Genomic DNA, 13,163 nt, shown 5'->3' with positions numbered 1-13,163 from the left:
GGAGGTATATCGTTTGAAGAAATTATTGCGTATCGTAATGATTACATTTTTAATTTTAGCTGTTGATTTATACGGGAAATTACTCGTTTCACAATATATATTAACCCCATCTCAATCAAAGCAAGAAAATAAAATTGTGAAAAAGAAAAAGCAAATTAAGGAAGACTCCTCAGACACTGTTTTAAATATGATTGGTGAAGACTCTGAAAACTTATTAGCGAAGTGGGGAGAACCCTCTCGAATAGAGCCATCTGCATACGGATATGAATGGTGGGTATACAACCAGGATTTAACTCAGTATGTTCAATTTGGAGTTTCTGAACGTAAAGTTGTAACGGCATACGCAGCTGGTGAACAAGTTAAGGTTCCACCTTATTATATAAATGAAAAATATGAAGAAGTATATAAAAAAAGTCCGCTTTCGCATGAAATTTCATTAAAAAGAGGGAAAAATAGTTATCAATTTGAGCTATCTGATACCGAAGTCATGGAACAACCGTTAATACCTGTAGAAGATGGATGGGCGCAATTGTATTTTGATCAATTTACACATGAGCTTGTTGGTGTTCGTTATATGGATGATGAAACTTTATTACGCCAAAGACCGTATCAGCTCGTTTATTCAGGTGAATTAATAGCAGAACAACCATTGACTCCAGAAAAAATAAAACAAGTAGAAAATGGGAATATGCAACAAATTTTTGATTTAACAAATATCATTCGAAGTCGTCATAAATTACCATTATTAACATGGGATCAGGAAACAGCAGATGTTGCTGTTGGTCACAGTAAAGATATGAAAGACAATAATTATTTTTCTCATGACTCACCTACATTAGGTACACTAGGAGATCGTTTGCAGCGCGGGAAAGTAGGATTTCAACTTGCTGGTGAGAACATAGCGGCGCAACATAGTGATGGAATTGCGGCAGTGCAAGGTTGGTTAAATAGTGAGGGGCATAGAAAGAATTTATTAAATGAACAATTTACAGGATTAGGTGTTGGTGTATACGATAAATTTTATACACAAAACTTTATTCGAAAATAAAGTGAAATTGTAAGCGGTGGGGTGTTAACATCACCAAATTAGTTACTTCGTATTCACTGAATTGTAGGTGGGAATCTGACCGTATGAAAATAGCAGAAAAAAAGGTGCATGAATCGTCTAAAAATAGGCGAACCATGCGCCTTTTTTTTCTTACTATATAGTAGATATACATGGAGAGGTGAGGATTATGCCAACAACAAAAGGACCGTTACATCCATCGGTTCAACAGTTTAAAGAATTTGTAAACCATCACCCTAAAATGGTTCATGAGGTTAGAAGTGGTCATAAAACATGGCAACAATTTTATGAAGAATGGTACTTACTTGGTGAAGAAGATCCAATATGGGCAACTTATAGACCGGATGGAGCGCCTGCGTTTTCTTCGGTAAAAGAAAATAAAAAAGAAAAAGATAATCGAACTGAAGAGGAAAAAACTGCTGATGTGATGGGGCAAATGCTTTCTTTTTTTAAAAAGTTGGACGTGGAACAAATGCAGAACCATTTAGCCAATGTGACGAGTGCAATTGGGAGCGTGCAACAAGTTATTCAGCAATTTCAAGGTAACCGTACGCAGCAAGAGCAAAGTACTTCAGAAAATAACCCGTTTTTCTTTCAAAAGGATTAGGGGGAAAGATGATGAGAGCAGAAATTATGGAGTTTATAAAGGCTGATGAGGATTTATCTCGCTATATTAGAGAGCAACCGTACTGGTATAGAAAATTAACACGAAATCCTGAAGAAAAAGAGGCTTTTGAGTTAGCGGCGATGCAACATTTCAAAAAAACAATACCAGATAAAGTGGAAAAGTTTCAAAATCAATTGGCCGTTGCTTCGATCATGATTGATATGTTTCAGTATATGAAGCAACAAAATGCAACCTAATTGGAAGTGAAAAATATGTCCGTCATGCAGAACTTTTGTTACAATAGAGGTTGATTATTTAAAAAGGAGTTGCAGCATGACGGAAATTTGTTTAGTACGACATGGACAAACTGATTGGAATTTTCAAGAAATTATTCAGGGGCGAGAAGATATTCCGCTTAATGAAGTTGGTAAGAAGCAAGCGAGTCAGAGTGCAGCTGCTTTACAAGAAGAAACGTGGGATATCATTATAAGTAGCCCGTTAATTAGAGCGCAAGAAACGGCTAATGAAATTGCAAAGACAGTTGGATTACAATCGATTTTATTAGATGAGCGATTTGTTGAACGGAATTTTGGAGAAGCTTCAGGGAAGCCGGTTGCGGCTGTTAGAGAGTTGATTGCTGAAGGTAAAGTAGAAGGTATGGAGCGAGATGAAGAGATTGTAGCTCGTTGCTTTGCTGCTTTAGAAGATGTTGCGACAACTCATTTTGGCAAACGTATTATTATTGTTGCTCACTCACACGCGATAAAAGCGATTTTACATGCCATAGAACCAGATGAAATTACATTTAAGACACCATTAAAAAATGCGTGTATTAGTTATGTGAAACAAAATAGTGGAAAGTGGGATGTTCTTAAATATAATATAGCGGAACATATTAATGTATAAGTGTGTACGGATATAGTGTAAAAATAGTTTCATTATATCTTTCTTTTGAGTAAGTCACTTCAATTAGTAGTTCTAATCTAAATGTGGTATGATGGATACTCGGAGGTGTCTCTCATGATTGTAGCGACGCTAGAAAGCGTATTAATATTAGATAAGGCAGAGCAGCTTGCAAAAGCGATTATCTGTTCAGATATAGCAGAAGATTATCGTAAGTATTATAGAGAATTACATGAAGATATGGAACTTCAGACGCTCATTCAGCAATTTACAGCGATGAAAGAACGGTATGAGGAAGTACAGCGTTTTGGAAAATACCATCCTGACTATACTACCGTGTCAATGAAAATGAGAGAATTAAAGCGTTCTGTGGACTTACATGATAAGGTTGCAGCTTTTAAAAGAGCAGAAACTGCTTTGCAGAAGTTATTAGACGAAGTTAGTGTAGCAATCGGTTCGGAAGTGTCTTCTTCCATTAAAGTGCCAACAGGAAATCCATTCTTTGATGCTGGTGGCTGTGGTGGAGGTTGTGGTACTGGCGGAGGTTGTGGTTGTAAAAAAACGGGGTGATGTACCCCGTTTTTTAGAAGTTGGAAGAAAACGTATACAGAGTTTGTCCTGTAATGTTATAAATTTCTGATTGGTTTTCATAGAATATAAAATATATGTTTTTAAAAGGAGAAGATGGAGAAGATTATGTTCGGGCAACGACAAAGTATGATTGTTTATTTACATTCATTGAAACATGCCAAGATTTTAAGGAAATATGGTAACATACATTACATATCAAAACGATTAAAATATGCTGTAGTATATTGTGATATGGAACAAATTGAGCATATGATGCATAAGTTGAACAAACTTCCTTTTGTGAAAAAGATAGAACAGTCGTATCGCCCGTATTTAAAAACGGAATTTGAAAATTCCCGTCCTGATCGAGCAAAAGAATACGATTATAGCTAATAGAAAAAATCCCCGGCTAAATTTAGCCGGGGATTTTTCACTTGAAATAACGTGTTATTTCATCGGAGGAATGAAATTGTTCATTCGTAAAATACCAATTAAATGATTAAAAAATAGTTCTTTTTCTGGGAAAGTTGTAGATGGTTTTACAGTAAAGGTAGCCACTTTTTTTCCGAGTTGTTCCGCCGTTTCTTCAAATAAAATGACACGTTTACTTTTTTTATTTTCAAATACAGGAATGCCTTCACGACATATGTATAATGGTTGGAAATCACCAGTAGTAGTTGGTTTTAATATTACAACAAGCGAACATACTTTTTTATCGTTTTTTATCGTTTCAAATTGTAACATATGTGCTATACGTTCTTGATTTGTTTTGGCAATTTCAAGTAATTCATATAAATCAGAGTAGCCTTCTCCAAGTTCTATAAAGCGTTGAATCATATCTTTTCCTCCTCTTTCTTTTACTGTACCATTTCACTTTTTAAATGAAAAGCACACAAAGAAAAAAAACCCTGCATAGCAGGGCCCTTCTTATACTAGCATGTACTAGTAAGAAGGCAAAGGGAGAGGAGAAACCGGAGGAAGAACTTATGGGGAAACGTAAGTCTTCTCCGCGGTTGGCAACAACATCGAAGGTGATGTTGTTATAATTATTTATGTCCAATCTAAATGAAGATATACATAATGAAATTAAATTTTATGTTGGGCTTTTTATTTTTCTTTTTTTTATTTTGTGATAGGATAAAAAAGATAAAGTGGAACTAATATACATATTGGGTTCATATTAGTGAATGATGAGATGAATACATAAAAATAACGAGAGGTTATTTGAGGCCGAGTTTTCCTATAGTTAGGTGAATGTGGTTTGTTAACGGTTACCGAAGTGGGAATGGCTTTCTATAATCGCTCGATAGATTGAAATAAAGGTAGTGACAACAGATGAGAGTAGTTTCAGGAAAATGTAAAGGACACCCACTTAAAGCGGTTCCTGGTAATACAACACGTCCAACGACAGATAAAGTAAAAGAATCTATTTTTAATATGATAGGTCCTTATTTTGATGGTGGTATCGCCCTTGATTTATTTGGTGGTAGTGGTGGTCTTGGAATTGAGGCTTTGAGCAGAGGGATTGATAAAGCAATTTTTGTTGATCGGGATAGTAAAGCGATAAAAGTAATTCATCAAAATTTAGAAAGTTGTAGAGTACAGGAACAAGCTGAAGTATATCGAAATGATGCTGAACGTGCAGTAAAGGCGCTAATAAAACGTGAAATGTCATTCGATCTTATATTGATAGATCCTCCATATAAAGAGCAAAAAATTGTATCTTTAATTAGTATAATGGATCAACATGGATTGCTACATAGTGATGGATTAATTATGGCAGAGCATGGTAATGATGTAGTTTTACCTAATTCAATAGGAAGGCTTGTAAAAGTACGAGCTGAGAATTATGGGGTTACTGCAATATCGATTTATAAGTATGAAGGTGAGGGGACAGAATGACAAGTATAGCTATTTCTTCAGGAAGTTTTGATCCAATTACCCTTGGGCATCTGGATATTATTAAAAGGGGAGCAAAAGTATTTGATGAGGTGTACGTAGTCGTTTTAAACAATTCATCAAAAAAACCATTCTTTTCAGTTGAAGAGCGATTAGAATTAATTCGAGAAGCGACAAAGGATATCCCGAATGTAAAAGTAGATTCGCATAGTGGGCTATTAGTAGAGTATGCAAAAATGCGTAATGCAAATGCAATATTACGTGGTTTACGAGCAGTTTCTGATTTTGAATATGAGATGCAAATTACTTCTATGAATCGAAAATTAGATGAAAATATTGAAACATTTTTTATTATGACAAACAATCAATATTCATTTTTAAGCTCGAGTATTGTAAAAGAAGTTGCGAGGTATGGAGGAAGTGTAGTAGATCTTGTACCTCCTATTGTAGAACGTGCTTTAAAAGAAAAGTTTCAAACCCCGTTAAAGTGAACGGGGTTTTTCTTTATATGTGCGCAAAAATAATAAAATAACATATAAGTATAGACAAAATAATGTGAAAATTGGTCCATAATGTATAAAAGATGTCCAAATTTCATGTAGTATAGAAGGATGCTCGGATAAAAATACAGGAATATCTTTTGGCATAGGCGAGAAAGAACTCACTTTCTCATAAAATGGTGTCCAAAATACAAATGTAAAAATAGGGGCAAGAATACTTTGAATAATTCGTGCGAAAAAATAGGGTTTAAATCGGATATCTGTTTCAGCTAATATGCTAGCAACTTGTGCCTGAATAGAAAGACCACTAAATGCTAAAATGAAGCTTGTTACCATAGCTTGTTGTAAGAGCGGTGTTTCATTTATTTGACTAATCATTTGGCTTCCGAGTGTCATTTCGAAAATACCTGATAATATAGGTATACTAAAATCTGTACTTAGTTGGAAGAATGATAAAATATGTTGCATAATAAAAGAAAGAGCTGCTGTAATGTGAAATACAGTAATCATTTTATTTAACACAGAGAATAAAATAATAAATCCGCCAATCATAAGTAATGTTTGAATAGAAGAAACAATGGCATCCCCAAGTAATTTACCAATTGGTCTTTTTTCTTGTAAGCGTGTCTCGTGAAGGATTAAAAAAGGGTTTTGAAAGCGACGTTTTTTTGTAGTGTGTGTATTAATTTTGTAAGCGGTATTATCGCCGTAAAAACGCATAATTAATCCGACAGCAAAGTTACTGAAATAATGGGCAGCGGCTAATATAATTCCTAATTTCGGATTATTAAAAAAACCGATAGACACAGCACCGAAAATAAAAAGTGGATTAGAAGAATTTGTGAAAGAAACGAGGCGCTCCGCTTCAATCTGAGTTAAAAGATTGCTTTTTCGTAGTCTAGCGCTTAATTTGGCGCCTGCAGGGAAACCAGAAGCCATTCCCATCGCCCAAACAAATCCGCCTATCCCTGGAACGCGAAAAAGTGGGCGCATGAGTGGTTCTAATATAACGCCAATAAATTTTACAACACCGATACTAATTAGAAGTTCCGCAATGATGAAAAACGGTAGTAGTGAAGGGAATACAACTTCCCACCATATATTTAACCCGCGAATAGAAGCTTGCAAAGCGGCTTGGGGGTGGAGTACAAGAGAAAAGGTTAAAAATAGCGTTGATATGGTAAGGAAAGCGGTTTTCCATTTTTCATACATGTAAGTAAATCCCCCTTTGTCCCAAAAAACGTTCATTTCAGTATACGTGGATACGTAGTGAATTTAGACCATAAGTATGAAAAAGGAATGAAAAAAATTAAAGGGTGAGAAAAATGAAAGAACCAAAGATTGGTTTAGCACTTGGGTCTGGAGGAGCGAAAGGGTTTGCTCATATTGGTGTAATAAAGGTTTTAAGGGAAGCGGGTATCCCTATTCACATGATTGCAGGAAGTAGTATGGGGGCGCTAATAGGTACGTTTTATGCGGCAAGTAGTAACGTTGAAAGATTGTATAAATTGGCATCTGTTTTTAAGCGGAAGTATTATTTAGATTTCACGGTACCGAAAATGGGATTTATTGCTGGAAAACGTGTCAAAGATATGATTAAAATGTTTACATATAATAAAAATTTAGAAGAGTTAGATATCCCGACGGCTGTTGTGGCTACTGACATATTGAAGGGGGAAAAAGTGGTTTTTACAAGTGGGCCAGTTGCAGATGCGGTGAGGGCTAGCATATCTGTTCCTGGAGTGTTTGTACCAGAAAAAATAGATGGAAGATTATTAGTGGATGGTGGAGTCATTGATCGCATCCCAGTATCGGTTGTGAAAGAGTTAGGGGCCGATATTGTTATCGCTGTTGATGTATCTCCAATTAAGGTAAATGGCGATGTTACGTCCATTTATGACGTAATCATGCAAAGTATTGAAATTATGCAGCATGAGCTTGTAATGAATCGGCAAATTGCATCGGATTTAATGATGCGACCAGCTGTAGAGCAATTTAGTTCACGTGCTTTTACAAACATTGAAGACATTATTCGAGTTGGAGAAGTAGAAGCAGAAAAACATATTTCAAATATTTATTTATTAATTGAGCAGTGGAAGGAGAAACATAATGTTTAAGCGTTTTCGGTTTATATATGCAATCTTAATAGGGGTTATATTGGCGATGTTACTTGTTTACGTACGTTTACCGTATTATATAACAAAACCAGGAATGGCTGCCAAATTAGAGCCTTATGTTCAAGTTGAGGGTGGAACGAAAGAATCTGGTGATTTTATGCTTGTTACGGTTTCAATGGGACCAGCAAATGTGGTGAATTTAATAGCGGCACAGTTTAATAAATATACACATATTTCGAAAGCGGAAGAAATATTGCAAAAAGGTGAGAGTGATGAAGAATATCAATTTCGCCAAAATTATGCGATGAAAGATTCACAAAATGCAGCAATTTATAATGCATATAAACGTGCAAATCGCTCAGTATCTTTTGAAAATAAAGGTGTATTAGTTGCTGGTGTGGCAAAAGGAATGCCGTCAGAAGGAAAGCTTAAGCTTGGTGATGTTATTATAGCTGTTGACGGAAAAACGTTTGAAAAGACGGAGCAATTTATTGAATATATGACAGGGAAAAAAGAAAATGATGCTGTAAGTATTGAGTACATGAGAAATGGAAAACAATTGAAAGAGAATTTAAATGTAAAGACGATTCCTAATGGGAATGGACGTGTCGGTATAGGTGTTTCTATCGTTACGGAAAGAGAATTAGTGGTCGATCCGAAAGTGAAAATTAATTCTCATGAAATTGGTGGACCATCCGCAGGTTTAATGTTCACATTAGAAATATATAATCAACTTGTGGAAGAAGACTTAACGAAAGGACATGAAATAGCTGGAACAGGTACAATTAATGAAAAAGGAGAAGTGGGCCCGATTGGTGGTATAAATCAAAAAGTGGTGGCTGCTAGCGATGCTGGGGCTGAAGTGTTCTTTGCGCCAAATGAAAAAGGTGCGGAGAAATCGAACTATAAAGATGCACTTGAGACTGCAAAGGATATTAAAACAAAAATGAAAATTGTACCAGTGGATACGCTGGATGATGCGTTAACATATTTAGAAAAGATGGATAAGGAAAAAACCTCTCTGAAATAGAGAGGTTTTTTATAGGAATTTTGTAGTTGTTTCATCATAGCGAATAGGATGGTGTGTTATATCCTGTTTTAATAGTTGTGTGCGTAACGGTTCGTGCATGATGGAGAAATATACAGAGTTTGCTTTTTTCTCTATATCTAAAGCGGCATGGTCGAATGTTTTTGTATGAGTAAGGATTGGAAGTTCGATTTTTTTCTTATTTTTTGAAAGGTAAGTTTGTCCTTTTTGTGACATGCCTAGCAGGCGAATATATGGTGCGTGTTGTTCTATATTTGCGCTACGTATATCCTCTTTTGTTGTGTTTGTTAAAATGTGTGTACAAGCTCTTTGTAATCTAGTCCATGTATAACGTTTTGTTTTTAATGCTTCCATGAATGAATAGAAGGAGGAACTGTTTTGTATTTTTGATAAAATACGATGCTCTAAACCTTCTTCTATTTCATATATATGTCGTAAGTCCCCTGGAGACATCGTCATGAGTCTATATTTAAAAAATGAAAAGTATTGTTCCCAATTATGTAATATCCCGTAGTTTTGTTTGTAATTTGCTAAAAGCGAAGTGGTTGCCTGTGGGAGAAAAGGTTCAATTGTTGTAAATGATCCTTCTTCGCTAAAGAGTTGTTTTCGGATGCTTGTCGCGCTTGCAATATGTTGGTCATTAAATGTTTCATCATGATAATGAGAGGCAAATCTTTTTATAGTTTGAGCTTGTATAGAGCTATTTTGTGACAGAATTGCTTTCATATATTGGAAGCCTAAAATATTATTTGGTTGTGACATATCTATGTTTTTTTCAGATGTTAAAATGTGTGAGAAAGCATCCGATGTTGCTTTTGCATAACTATTACCAGCGTCCATGAATTGTTTTACAAGGCAGTTAAAAGTCTCTTCTTCGTTTTTTTGTATGGAGATGGTATTATAAAAATTTTCGATTTGTCCATCCTCACTACCGAAACAAATTTCGGAAACACGTAGGGCATTTAAAATGGAAATAGCACCATTTGCGAAGGTTTCAGCCTTTTGTGTTGCAAAGACGTATGGAAGCTCTACAACAAGGTCTACGCCGTTTGCTAAGGCCATTTTAGTGCGATACCATTTGGAAATGAGTGCGGGCTCACCACGCTGTAAAAAAGGACCACTCATAACGGCAATTATTATATCGGATTGTGTTAACTTTTTTGTCTGTTGCACATGATAAAGATGACCGTTATGAAAAGGGTTATATTCAACAACAATACCACCAGCTTTTATGGTAATCTCTCCTTTCGATGTAGCATCTTTTTGAAAAACGTGATACTCTATATATTATTTACTATGATGACTTCATTATAGTGTAAAGAAAAAACATTGACAAATATAAAATGGCTAGCTATAATTTTGTTTGTTGCCTTGAGGTGATATGATATGAAATGGTCCATCCATCAATTGAATAAATTGAGAAATAAAGGATTGACATTGGATGAGATGGTAGATGTAAGTGAGCTAAAAGAGGTCGAGAAAGATATTCGTGAAATTAATCCTGTTCATGTAACGGGAAGAGTTGATTTTGGCTCCGGTAAGTTTACGTTTCATCTACATATAACTGGAAGCATGGTTTTACCATGTTCTCGCTCTTTAGTAGATGTGACATTACCATTTGACATTAAAACAACTGAGGTGTTCCAAACTTCACAAGAAGAATTTGAAACTGAAGCTGAAATTCATTCTTTAGAAGGAGAAGTACTTGACTTACTGCCCGTAATCAAGGAAAATATACTTTTGGAGATTCCAATGCAAATTTTCAGTGATGATGTTTCTGGTGGAGCACCGACGCAAGGTCAAGACTGGCAAGTGATTTCGGAAGAAGACAAAGAAAAGACTGTTGATCCAAGATTGGCAGGACTTGCAAAGTTTTTTGACAAATAATCGGAAGACTGGTTCAGGCCTTCATATGAAAATAACTATTTCTTTTAAGGAGGTGGGAAGAATGGCTGTACCTTTTAGAAGAACTTCTAAAACAGTAAAAAGAAAGCGTCGTACGCATTTCAAATTATCAGTACCTGGTATGGTAGAGTGCCCAAGCTGTGGTGAAGCGAAATTAGCTCACCGTGTATGTAAAGCATGCGGTACTTACAAAGGTAAAGAAGTAATCAGCAAGTAATTGCGGGAAAATAAACGCAGAAGATATCTTCTGCGTTTATTTTTTTTGTCTTAATCTTTAGTTGTTGTATTCTATCTTTTCTAGTAACTGCATATGCTTAATAAAAAATGCATAGGGAGGACTAGAGAGATGGCGACAACAAGACAAGATGCTTGGACTGATGATGAAGATTTGCTTCTGGCAGAAGTAGTACTCCGGCATATTCGAGAAGGTGGAACACAACTTTCTGCCTTTAAGGAAGTGGGAAAAAATTTATCTCGTACACCAGCAGCATGTGGGTTTAGGTGGAATTCTTACGTAAGAAAGCAATATAAAGAACGTATTGAGGAAGCAAAGCAACTTCGTAAAGTAGAACATTATGAAGTGAAAGAGACAAAGGTGTTAGAACCTACGTCAATTACGTTGAATGATGTTATTGATTTCTTGCAAAATTATAAAGATGAAAACTCTTTAACGGTGTTGCAACAACAAGTTGAATCATTACAAACAGAAAGAGAGCGCCTTCTGGAGCGATTATCAGTATATGAAGAAGAGTATAGAACATTACTTGATTATATCGATCAAAAAAGAAGTGTAATGGTAGCGGAAAGAAACAATGCTCGCTCGAATGAGAAGTTAGAGAAGCTTAAGAAATAAAAAACAGCTGTTATACAGCTGTTTTTTTATTTCTTAAGCCGATTCTTCGTTTGTAACCGCATTCAAATTTGTTTCTGGATGCCAAATATAAAAATCACCATCAGTTACTGATACGGGGTTGAAATTTAATTTATCCCAAAAACCAGCTGAATGAATACGTGCTATTGTTTTAATAGGAAATTGCATTTGTTTCGCATGATTTACAAGCATTTGCCCGAATCCTTGTTTTTGAAAAGTTGGTAATACTTCAAGTTTATAAAGTTCTAGGTAAGGACCTGTAATTTCGAATGGTTCTCCGCCGTTTCTTTTCATATATAGACTCATACGTGCGATTAGTGATCCACCATAATAAATGCCATAAAATGGAGATTCACTGTCGTTTTCAATAATGTTTGCTTGCAATTCTTCCAGCATAGATAGTTCTTGGGCTCCGCACCCTTTAAATTTTTTGAATTCATCTAACGTTTTATAATTGATGAGCAAGCGCTCAACTTTTGGGAATCCCATTACATCACATCCTTTTGTTATCTTGTTGAATGCAGAAAAGTAAAAATATTTACAATAATAGTATAACTCATTTTTTTATTTTTATGAAGAAGATAGTATATTTCTTTTATTATTTTTTTGAGGATTTGCTAAACTAAGAGTACAAGTGTATTAATAGGCAGTATTATACATAGCGAAAAAAGAGAGTGTATTTGTTTGGCAGAGGACAACGAAATTATAGGGCGTGCTCATGTACTTTAAAAAGATATAAAAAGGAGGGGAGGCAAGGGCGCTTAATGTGAATCCCTTGTGTGAAAATGAAAATTGGAATTGTCGGACCAGGTGCTATTGGTCTATTGTATACATTTTATTTACAAAAAAGTAACCAAGATGTTACGTTGTTTACAAGAACGGCTAAGCAGGCTGAAGAGTTGAATGAAACAGGTGTAACTTGTATTAGAGATGGAAGATGTGAAACAGTATATCCATCTGTTTTACCGATAGAAAGTATGGTAGCACAAAATTTAGATTATATATTTATTTCTGTGAAGCAATATCATATAGATGACGTACTACCGTTTGTGGAAGGGGCATCATCATTAATCTTTTTGCAAAACGGAATGTCGCATCTTCAAAAGATGCTGAAAATAGGGAGTGAAAATATAGCTGTTGGTATTGTAGAACATGGTGCGAAAAAAGAGGGAGGGCATATCGTTCATCATACTGGGATAGGGGTAACAAAATTTGGAGTGGTTTGTGGTCAATCTATACATTTCAAGAAAATATGCCGTTATTTTCCTGTTACTTATTTTCCAGTTCAAATAGAAACGGATTGGGAAGAGATTATGCACAAAAAATTAGTAGTAAATGTATGTATCAATCCATTGACAGCACTATTGGGAGTTAAGAATGGTGAATTAATCACGAATCGTTTTTTTTATCAAATGATGGAGCAAGTGTTTCAGGAGGTCGCATTTCTTATTAGAGGAGAAAAAGAAATGGTATGGCAAATGGTACGAAATGTGTGTGAAGGAACGTCTCGTAATACATCCTCTATGTTAGCGGATGTAAGAGCGAATAGACAGACGGAAATTAATGCGATTGTTGGATATGTATTAGAAGAAGCTAAGAAACAGCAACTACCAGTTCCGACACTTCAATTTTTGTTCGATGCAATAAAAGGGTTAGAAACAAGAGTATAAGTGTTAT

At 35.4% G+C, this 13,163-nt stretch carries 18 protein-coding genes; 14 read left to right on the top strand and 4 right to left on the bottom strand.

Translation table 11 applies throughout. The features are described from left to right. Positions 1-13: 13 nt before the first annotated feature. The 6 genes from DN399_RS19290 (at position 14) to DN399_RS19265 (ending at position 3,539) form a co-directional block, all read left to right on the top strand. Positions 14-1,048: a CAP domain-containing protein gene (locus DN399_RS19290; protein WP_000735378.1), complete on the top strand. Its 1,035-nt coding sequence runs from the start codon at positions 14-16 to the stop codon at positions 1,046-1,048. 187 nt (positions 1,049-1,235) lie between these two features. After that, a complete protein-coding gene (locus DN399_RS19285; RefSeq protein WP_001143346.1) occupies positions 1,236-1,673 on the top strand; it encodes a YlbD family protein in 438 nt (145 codons plus the stop codon). Positions 1,674-1,684: 11 nt separating this feature from the next. Beyond that, the gene (locus DN399_RS19280; RefSeq protein WP_001200990.1) at positions 1,685-1,930 is read left to right on the top strand and encodes a YlbE-like family protein; all 246 of its coding nucleotides are present in this window, start codon (positions 1,685-1,687) and stop codon (positions 1,928-1,930) included. Positions 1,931-2,006: 76 nt separating this feature from the next. Continuing rightward, a complete protein-coding gene (locus tag DN399_RS19275; RefSeq protein WP_000134946.1) occupies positions 2,007-2,579 on the top strand; it encodes a histidine phosphatase family protein in 573 nt (190 codons plus the stop codon). Positions 2,580-2,693: 114 nt separating this feature from the next. After that, on the top strand, positions 2,694-3,146 hold the full coding sequence (locus DN399_RS19270) for a YlbF/YmcA family competence regulator (protein WP_000634366.1): 453 nt from the start codon (positions 2,694-2,696) through the stop codon (positions 3,144-3,146). A 126-nt stretch (positions 3,147-3,272) separates the two neighbouring features. Then, positions 3,273-3,539, top strand: coding sequence for a YlbG family protein (locus DN399_RS19265; protein WP_002082261.1), 267 nt, complete (start codon positions 3,273-3,275; stop codon positions 3,537-3,539). 54 nt (positions 3,540-3,593) lie between these two features. On the opposite strand, the gene DN399_RS19260 is transcribed toward DN399_RS19265, so the two are convergent. After that, positions 3,594-3,983 carry a DUF7147 family protein gene (locus tag DN399_RS19260; RefSeq protein WP_000616017.1) on the bottom strand — a complete coding sequence of 130 codons (390 nt, stop codon included), beginning with the start codon at positions 3,981-3,983 and terminating at the stop codon, positions 3,594-3,596. 498 nt (positions 3,984-4,481) lie between these two features. Here DN399_RS19260 and rsmD point away from each other — a divergent pair, with 498 nt between their 5' ends. After that, complete coding sequence (gene rsmD / locus DN399_RS19255; RefSeq protein ID WP_006928276.1) at positions 4,482-5,048, top strand: 16S rRNA (guanine(966)-N(2))-methyltransferase RsmD; 567 nt, start codon at positions 4,482-4,484, stop codon at positions 5,046-5,048. After that, entirely contained in the window at positions 5,045-5,536 is a 492-nt protein-coding gene (coaD, locus tag DN399_RS19250) for a pantetheine-phosphate adenylyltransferase (RefSeq protein ID WP_000200601.1), read from the top strand. The genes rsmD and coaD overlap by 4 nt, the downstream gene beginning before the upstream one ends. Here the strand turns inward: coaD and ylbJ are convergent. Continuing rightward, positions 5,528-6,757, bottom strand: coding sequence for a sporulation integral membrane protein YlbJ (gene ylbJ / locus DN399_RS19245; protein WP_000273082.1), 1,230 nt, complete (start codon positions 6,755-6,757; stop codon positions 5,528-5,530). The genes coaD and ylbJ overlap by 9 nt on opposite strands. A gap of 113 nt (positions 6,758-6,870) precedes the next feature. On the opposite strand from ylbJ, the gene DN399_RS19240 reads away from it, so the two are divergent. Then, the gene (locus DN399_RS19240) at positions 6,871-7,662 is read left to right on the top strand and encodes a patatin-like phospholipase family protein (RefSeq protein WP_000662588.1); all 792 of its coding nucleotides are present in this window, start codon (positions 6,871-6,873) and stop codon (positions 7,660-7,662) included. Continuing rightward, a complete protein-coding gene (locus DN399_RS19235) occupies positions 7,655-8,692 on the top strand; it encodes a SepM family pheromone-processing serine protease (RefSeq protein ID WP_000476280.1) in 1,038 nt (345 codons plus the stop codon). Before DN399_RS19240 ends, DN399_RS19235 begins: the two co-directional genes overlap by 8 nt. Before the next feature lie 9 nt (positions 8,693-8,701). Here the strand turns inward: DN399_RS19235 and DN399_RS19230 are convergent, their stop codons facing one another. Further along, positions 8,702-9,883 (bottom strand): nucleotidyltransferase, encoded by a 1,182-nt coding sequence (locus DN399_RS19230; protein WP_002182932.1) that lies wholly within the window; start codon positions 9,881-9,883, stop codon positions 8,702-8,704. A gap of 213 nt (positions 9,884-10,096) precedes the next feature. Between DN399_RS19230 and DN399_RS19225 the strand changes: the two genes are divergently transcribed. From DN399_RS19225 to DN399_RS19215, 3 genes are all read left to right on the top strand, one after another. Further along, positions 10,097-10,597, top strand: a complete 501-nt coding sequence (locus DN399_RS19225; RefSeq protein WP_000872149.1) for a YceD family protein — start codon at positions 10,097-10,099, stop codon at positions 10,595-10,597. A gap of 61 nt (positions 10,598-10,658) precedes the next feature. Further along, positions 10,659-10,832 carry a 50S ribosomal protein L32 gene (gene rpmF, locus DN399_RS19220; protein WP_001984764.1) on the top strand — a complete coding sequence of 58 codons (174 nt, stop codon included), beginning with the start codon at positions 10,659-10,661 and terminating at the stop codon, positions 10,830-10,832. Between the two features lie 129 nt (positions 10,833-10,961). After that, on the top strand, positions 10,962-11,468 hold the full coding sequence (locus tag DN399_RS19215) for an RsfA family transcriptional regulator (protein WP_000246467.1): 507 nt from the start codon (positions 10,962-10,964) through the stop codon (positions 11,466-11,468). A 33-nt stretch (positions 11,469-11,501) separates the two neighbouring features. Here the strand turns inward: DN399_RS19215 and DN399_RS19210 are convergent, their stop codons facing one another. Next, on the bottom strand, positions 11,502-11,975 hold the full coding sequence (locus DN399_RS19210; protein WP_000506694.1) for an N-acetyltransferase: 474 nt from the start codon (positions 11,973-11,975) through the stop codon (positions 11,502-11,504). A 296-nt stretch (positions 11,976-12,271) separates the two neighbouring features. Here DN399_RS19210 and panE point away from each other — a divergent pair, with 296 nt between their 5' ends. Beyond that, positions 12,272-13,156, top strand: a complete 885-nt coding sequence (gene panE, locus DN399_RS19205) for a 2-dehydropantoate 2-reductase (protein WP_033687782.1) — start codon at positions 12,272-12,274, stop codon at positions 13,154-13,156. Positions 13,157-13,163 lie beyond the last annotated feature (7 nt).

It is taken from the genome of Bacillus sp. AR4-2 (genome assembly GCF_008274865.1).
In the GTDB taxonomy this organism is placed as follows: domain Bacteria; phylum Bacillota; class Bacilli; order Bacillales; family Bacillaceae_G; genus Bacillus_A; species Bacillus_A cereus.
Note: the sequence above shows the minus strand (reverse complement) of the source record. Positions and strands in the feature narration are given on the sequence as shown.

Coding starts and splice junctions, on each gene's coding strand:
- DN399_RS19285 (WP_001143346.1), top strand. CDS start 1,236: ATGCCAACAACAAAAGGACCGTTACATCCATCGGTTCAACAGTTTAAA.
- DN399_RS19280 (WP_001200990.1), top strand. CDS start 1,685: ATGAGAGCAGAAATTATGGAGTTTATAAAGGCTGATGAGGATTTATCT.
- DN399_RS19275 (WP_000134946.1), top strand. CDS start 2,007: ATGACGGAAATTTGTTTAGTACGACATGGACAAACTGATTGGAATTTT.
- DN399_RS19270 (WP_000634366.1), top strand. CDS start 2,694: ATGATTGTAGCGACGCTAGAAAGCGTATTAATATTAGATAAGGCAGAG.
- DN399_RS19265 (WP_002082261.1), top strand. CDS start 3,273: ATGTTCGGGCAACGACAAAGTATGATTGTTTATTTACATTCATTGAAA.
- DN399_RS19260 (WP_000616017.1), bottom strand. CDS start 3,983: ATGATTCAACGCTTTATAGAACTTGGAGAAGGCTACTCTGATTTATAT.
- rsmD (WP_006928276.1), top strand. CDS start 4,482: ATGAGAGTAGTTTCAGGAAAATGTAAAGGACACCCACTTAAAGCGGTT.
- coaD (WP_000200601.1), top strand. CDS start 5,045: ATGACAAGTATAGCTATTTCTTCAGGAAGTTTTGATCCAATTACCCTT.
- ylbJ (WP_000273082.1), bottom strand. CDS start 6,757: ATGTATGAAAAATGGAAAACCGCTTTCCTTACCATATCAACGCTATTT.
- DN399_RS19240 (WP_000662588.1), top strand. CDS start 6,871: ATGAAAGAACCAAAGATTGGTTTAGCACTTGGGTCTGGAGGAGCGAAA.
- DN399_RS19235 (WP_000476280.1), top strand. CDS start 7,655: ATGTTTAAGCGTTTTCGGTTTATATATGCAATCTTAATAGGGGTTATA.
- DN399_RS19225 (WP_000872149.1), top strand. CDS start 10,097: ATGAAATGGTCCATCCATCAATTGAATAAATTGAGAAATAAAGGATTG.
- rpmF (WP_001984764.1), top strand. CDS start 10,659: ATGGCTGTACCTTTTAGAAGAACTTCTAAAACAGTAAAAAGAAAGCGT.
- DN399_RS19215 (WP_000246467.1), top strand. CDS start 10,962: ATGGCGACAACAAGACAAGATGCTTGGACTGATGATGAAGATTTGCTT.
- DN399_RS19210 (WP_000506694.1), bottom strand. CDS start 11,975: ATGGGATTCCCAAAAGTTGAGCGCTTGCTCATCAATTATAAAACGTTA.
- panE (WP_033687782.1), top strand. CDS start 12,272: ATGAAAATTGGAATTGTCGGACCAGGTGCTATTGGTCTATTGTATACA.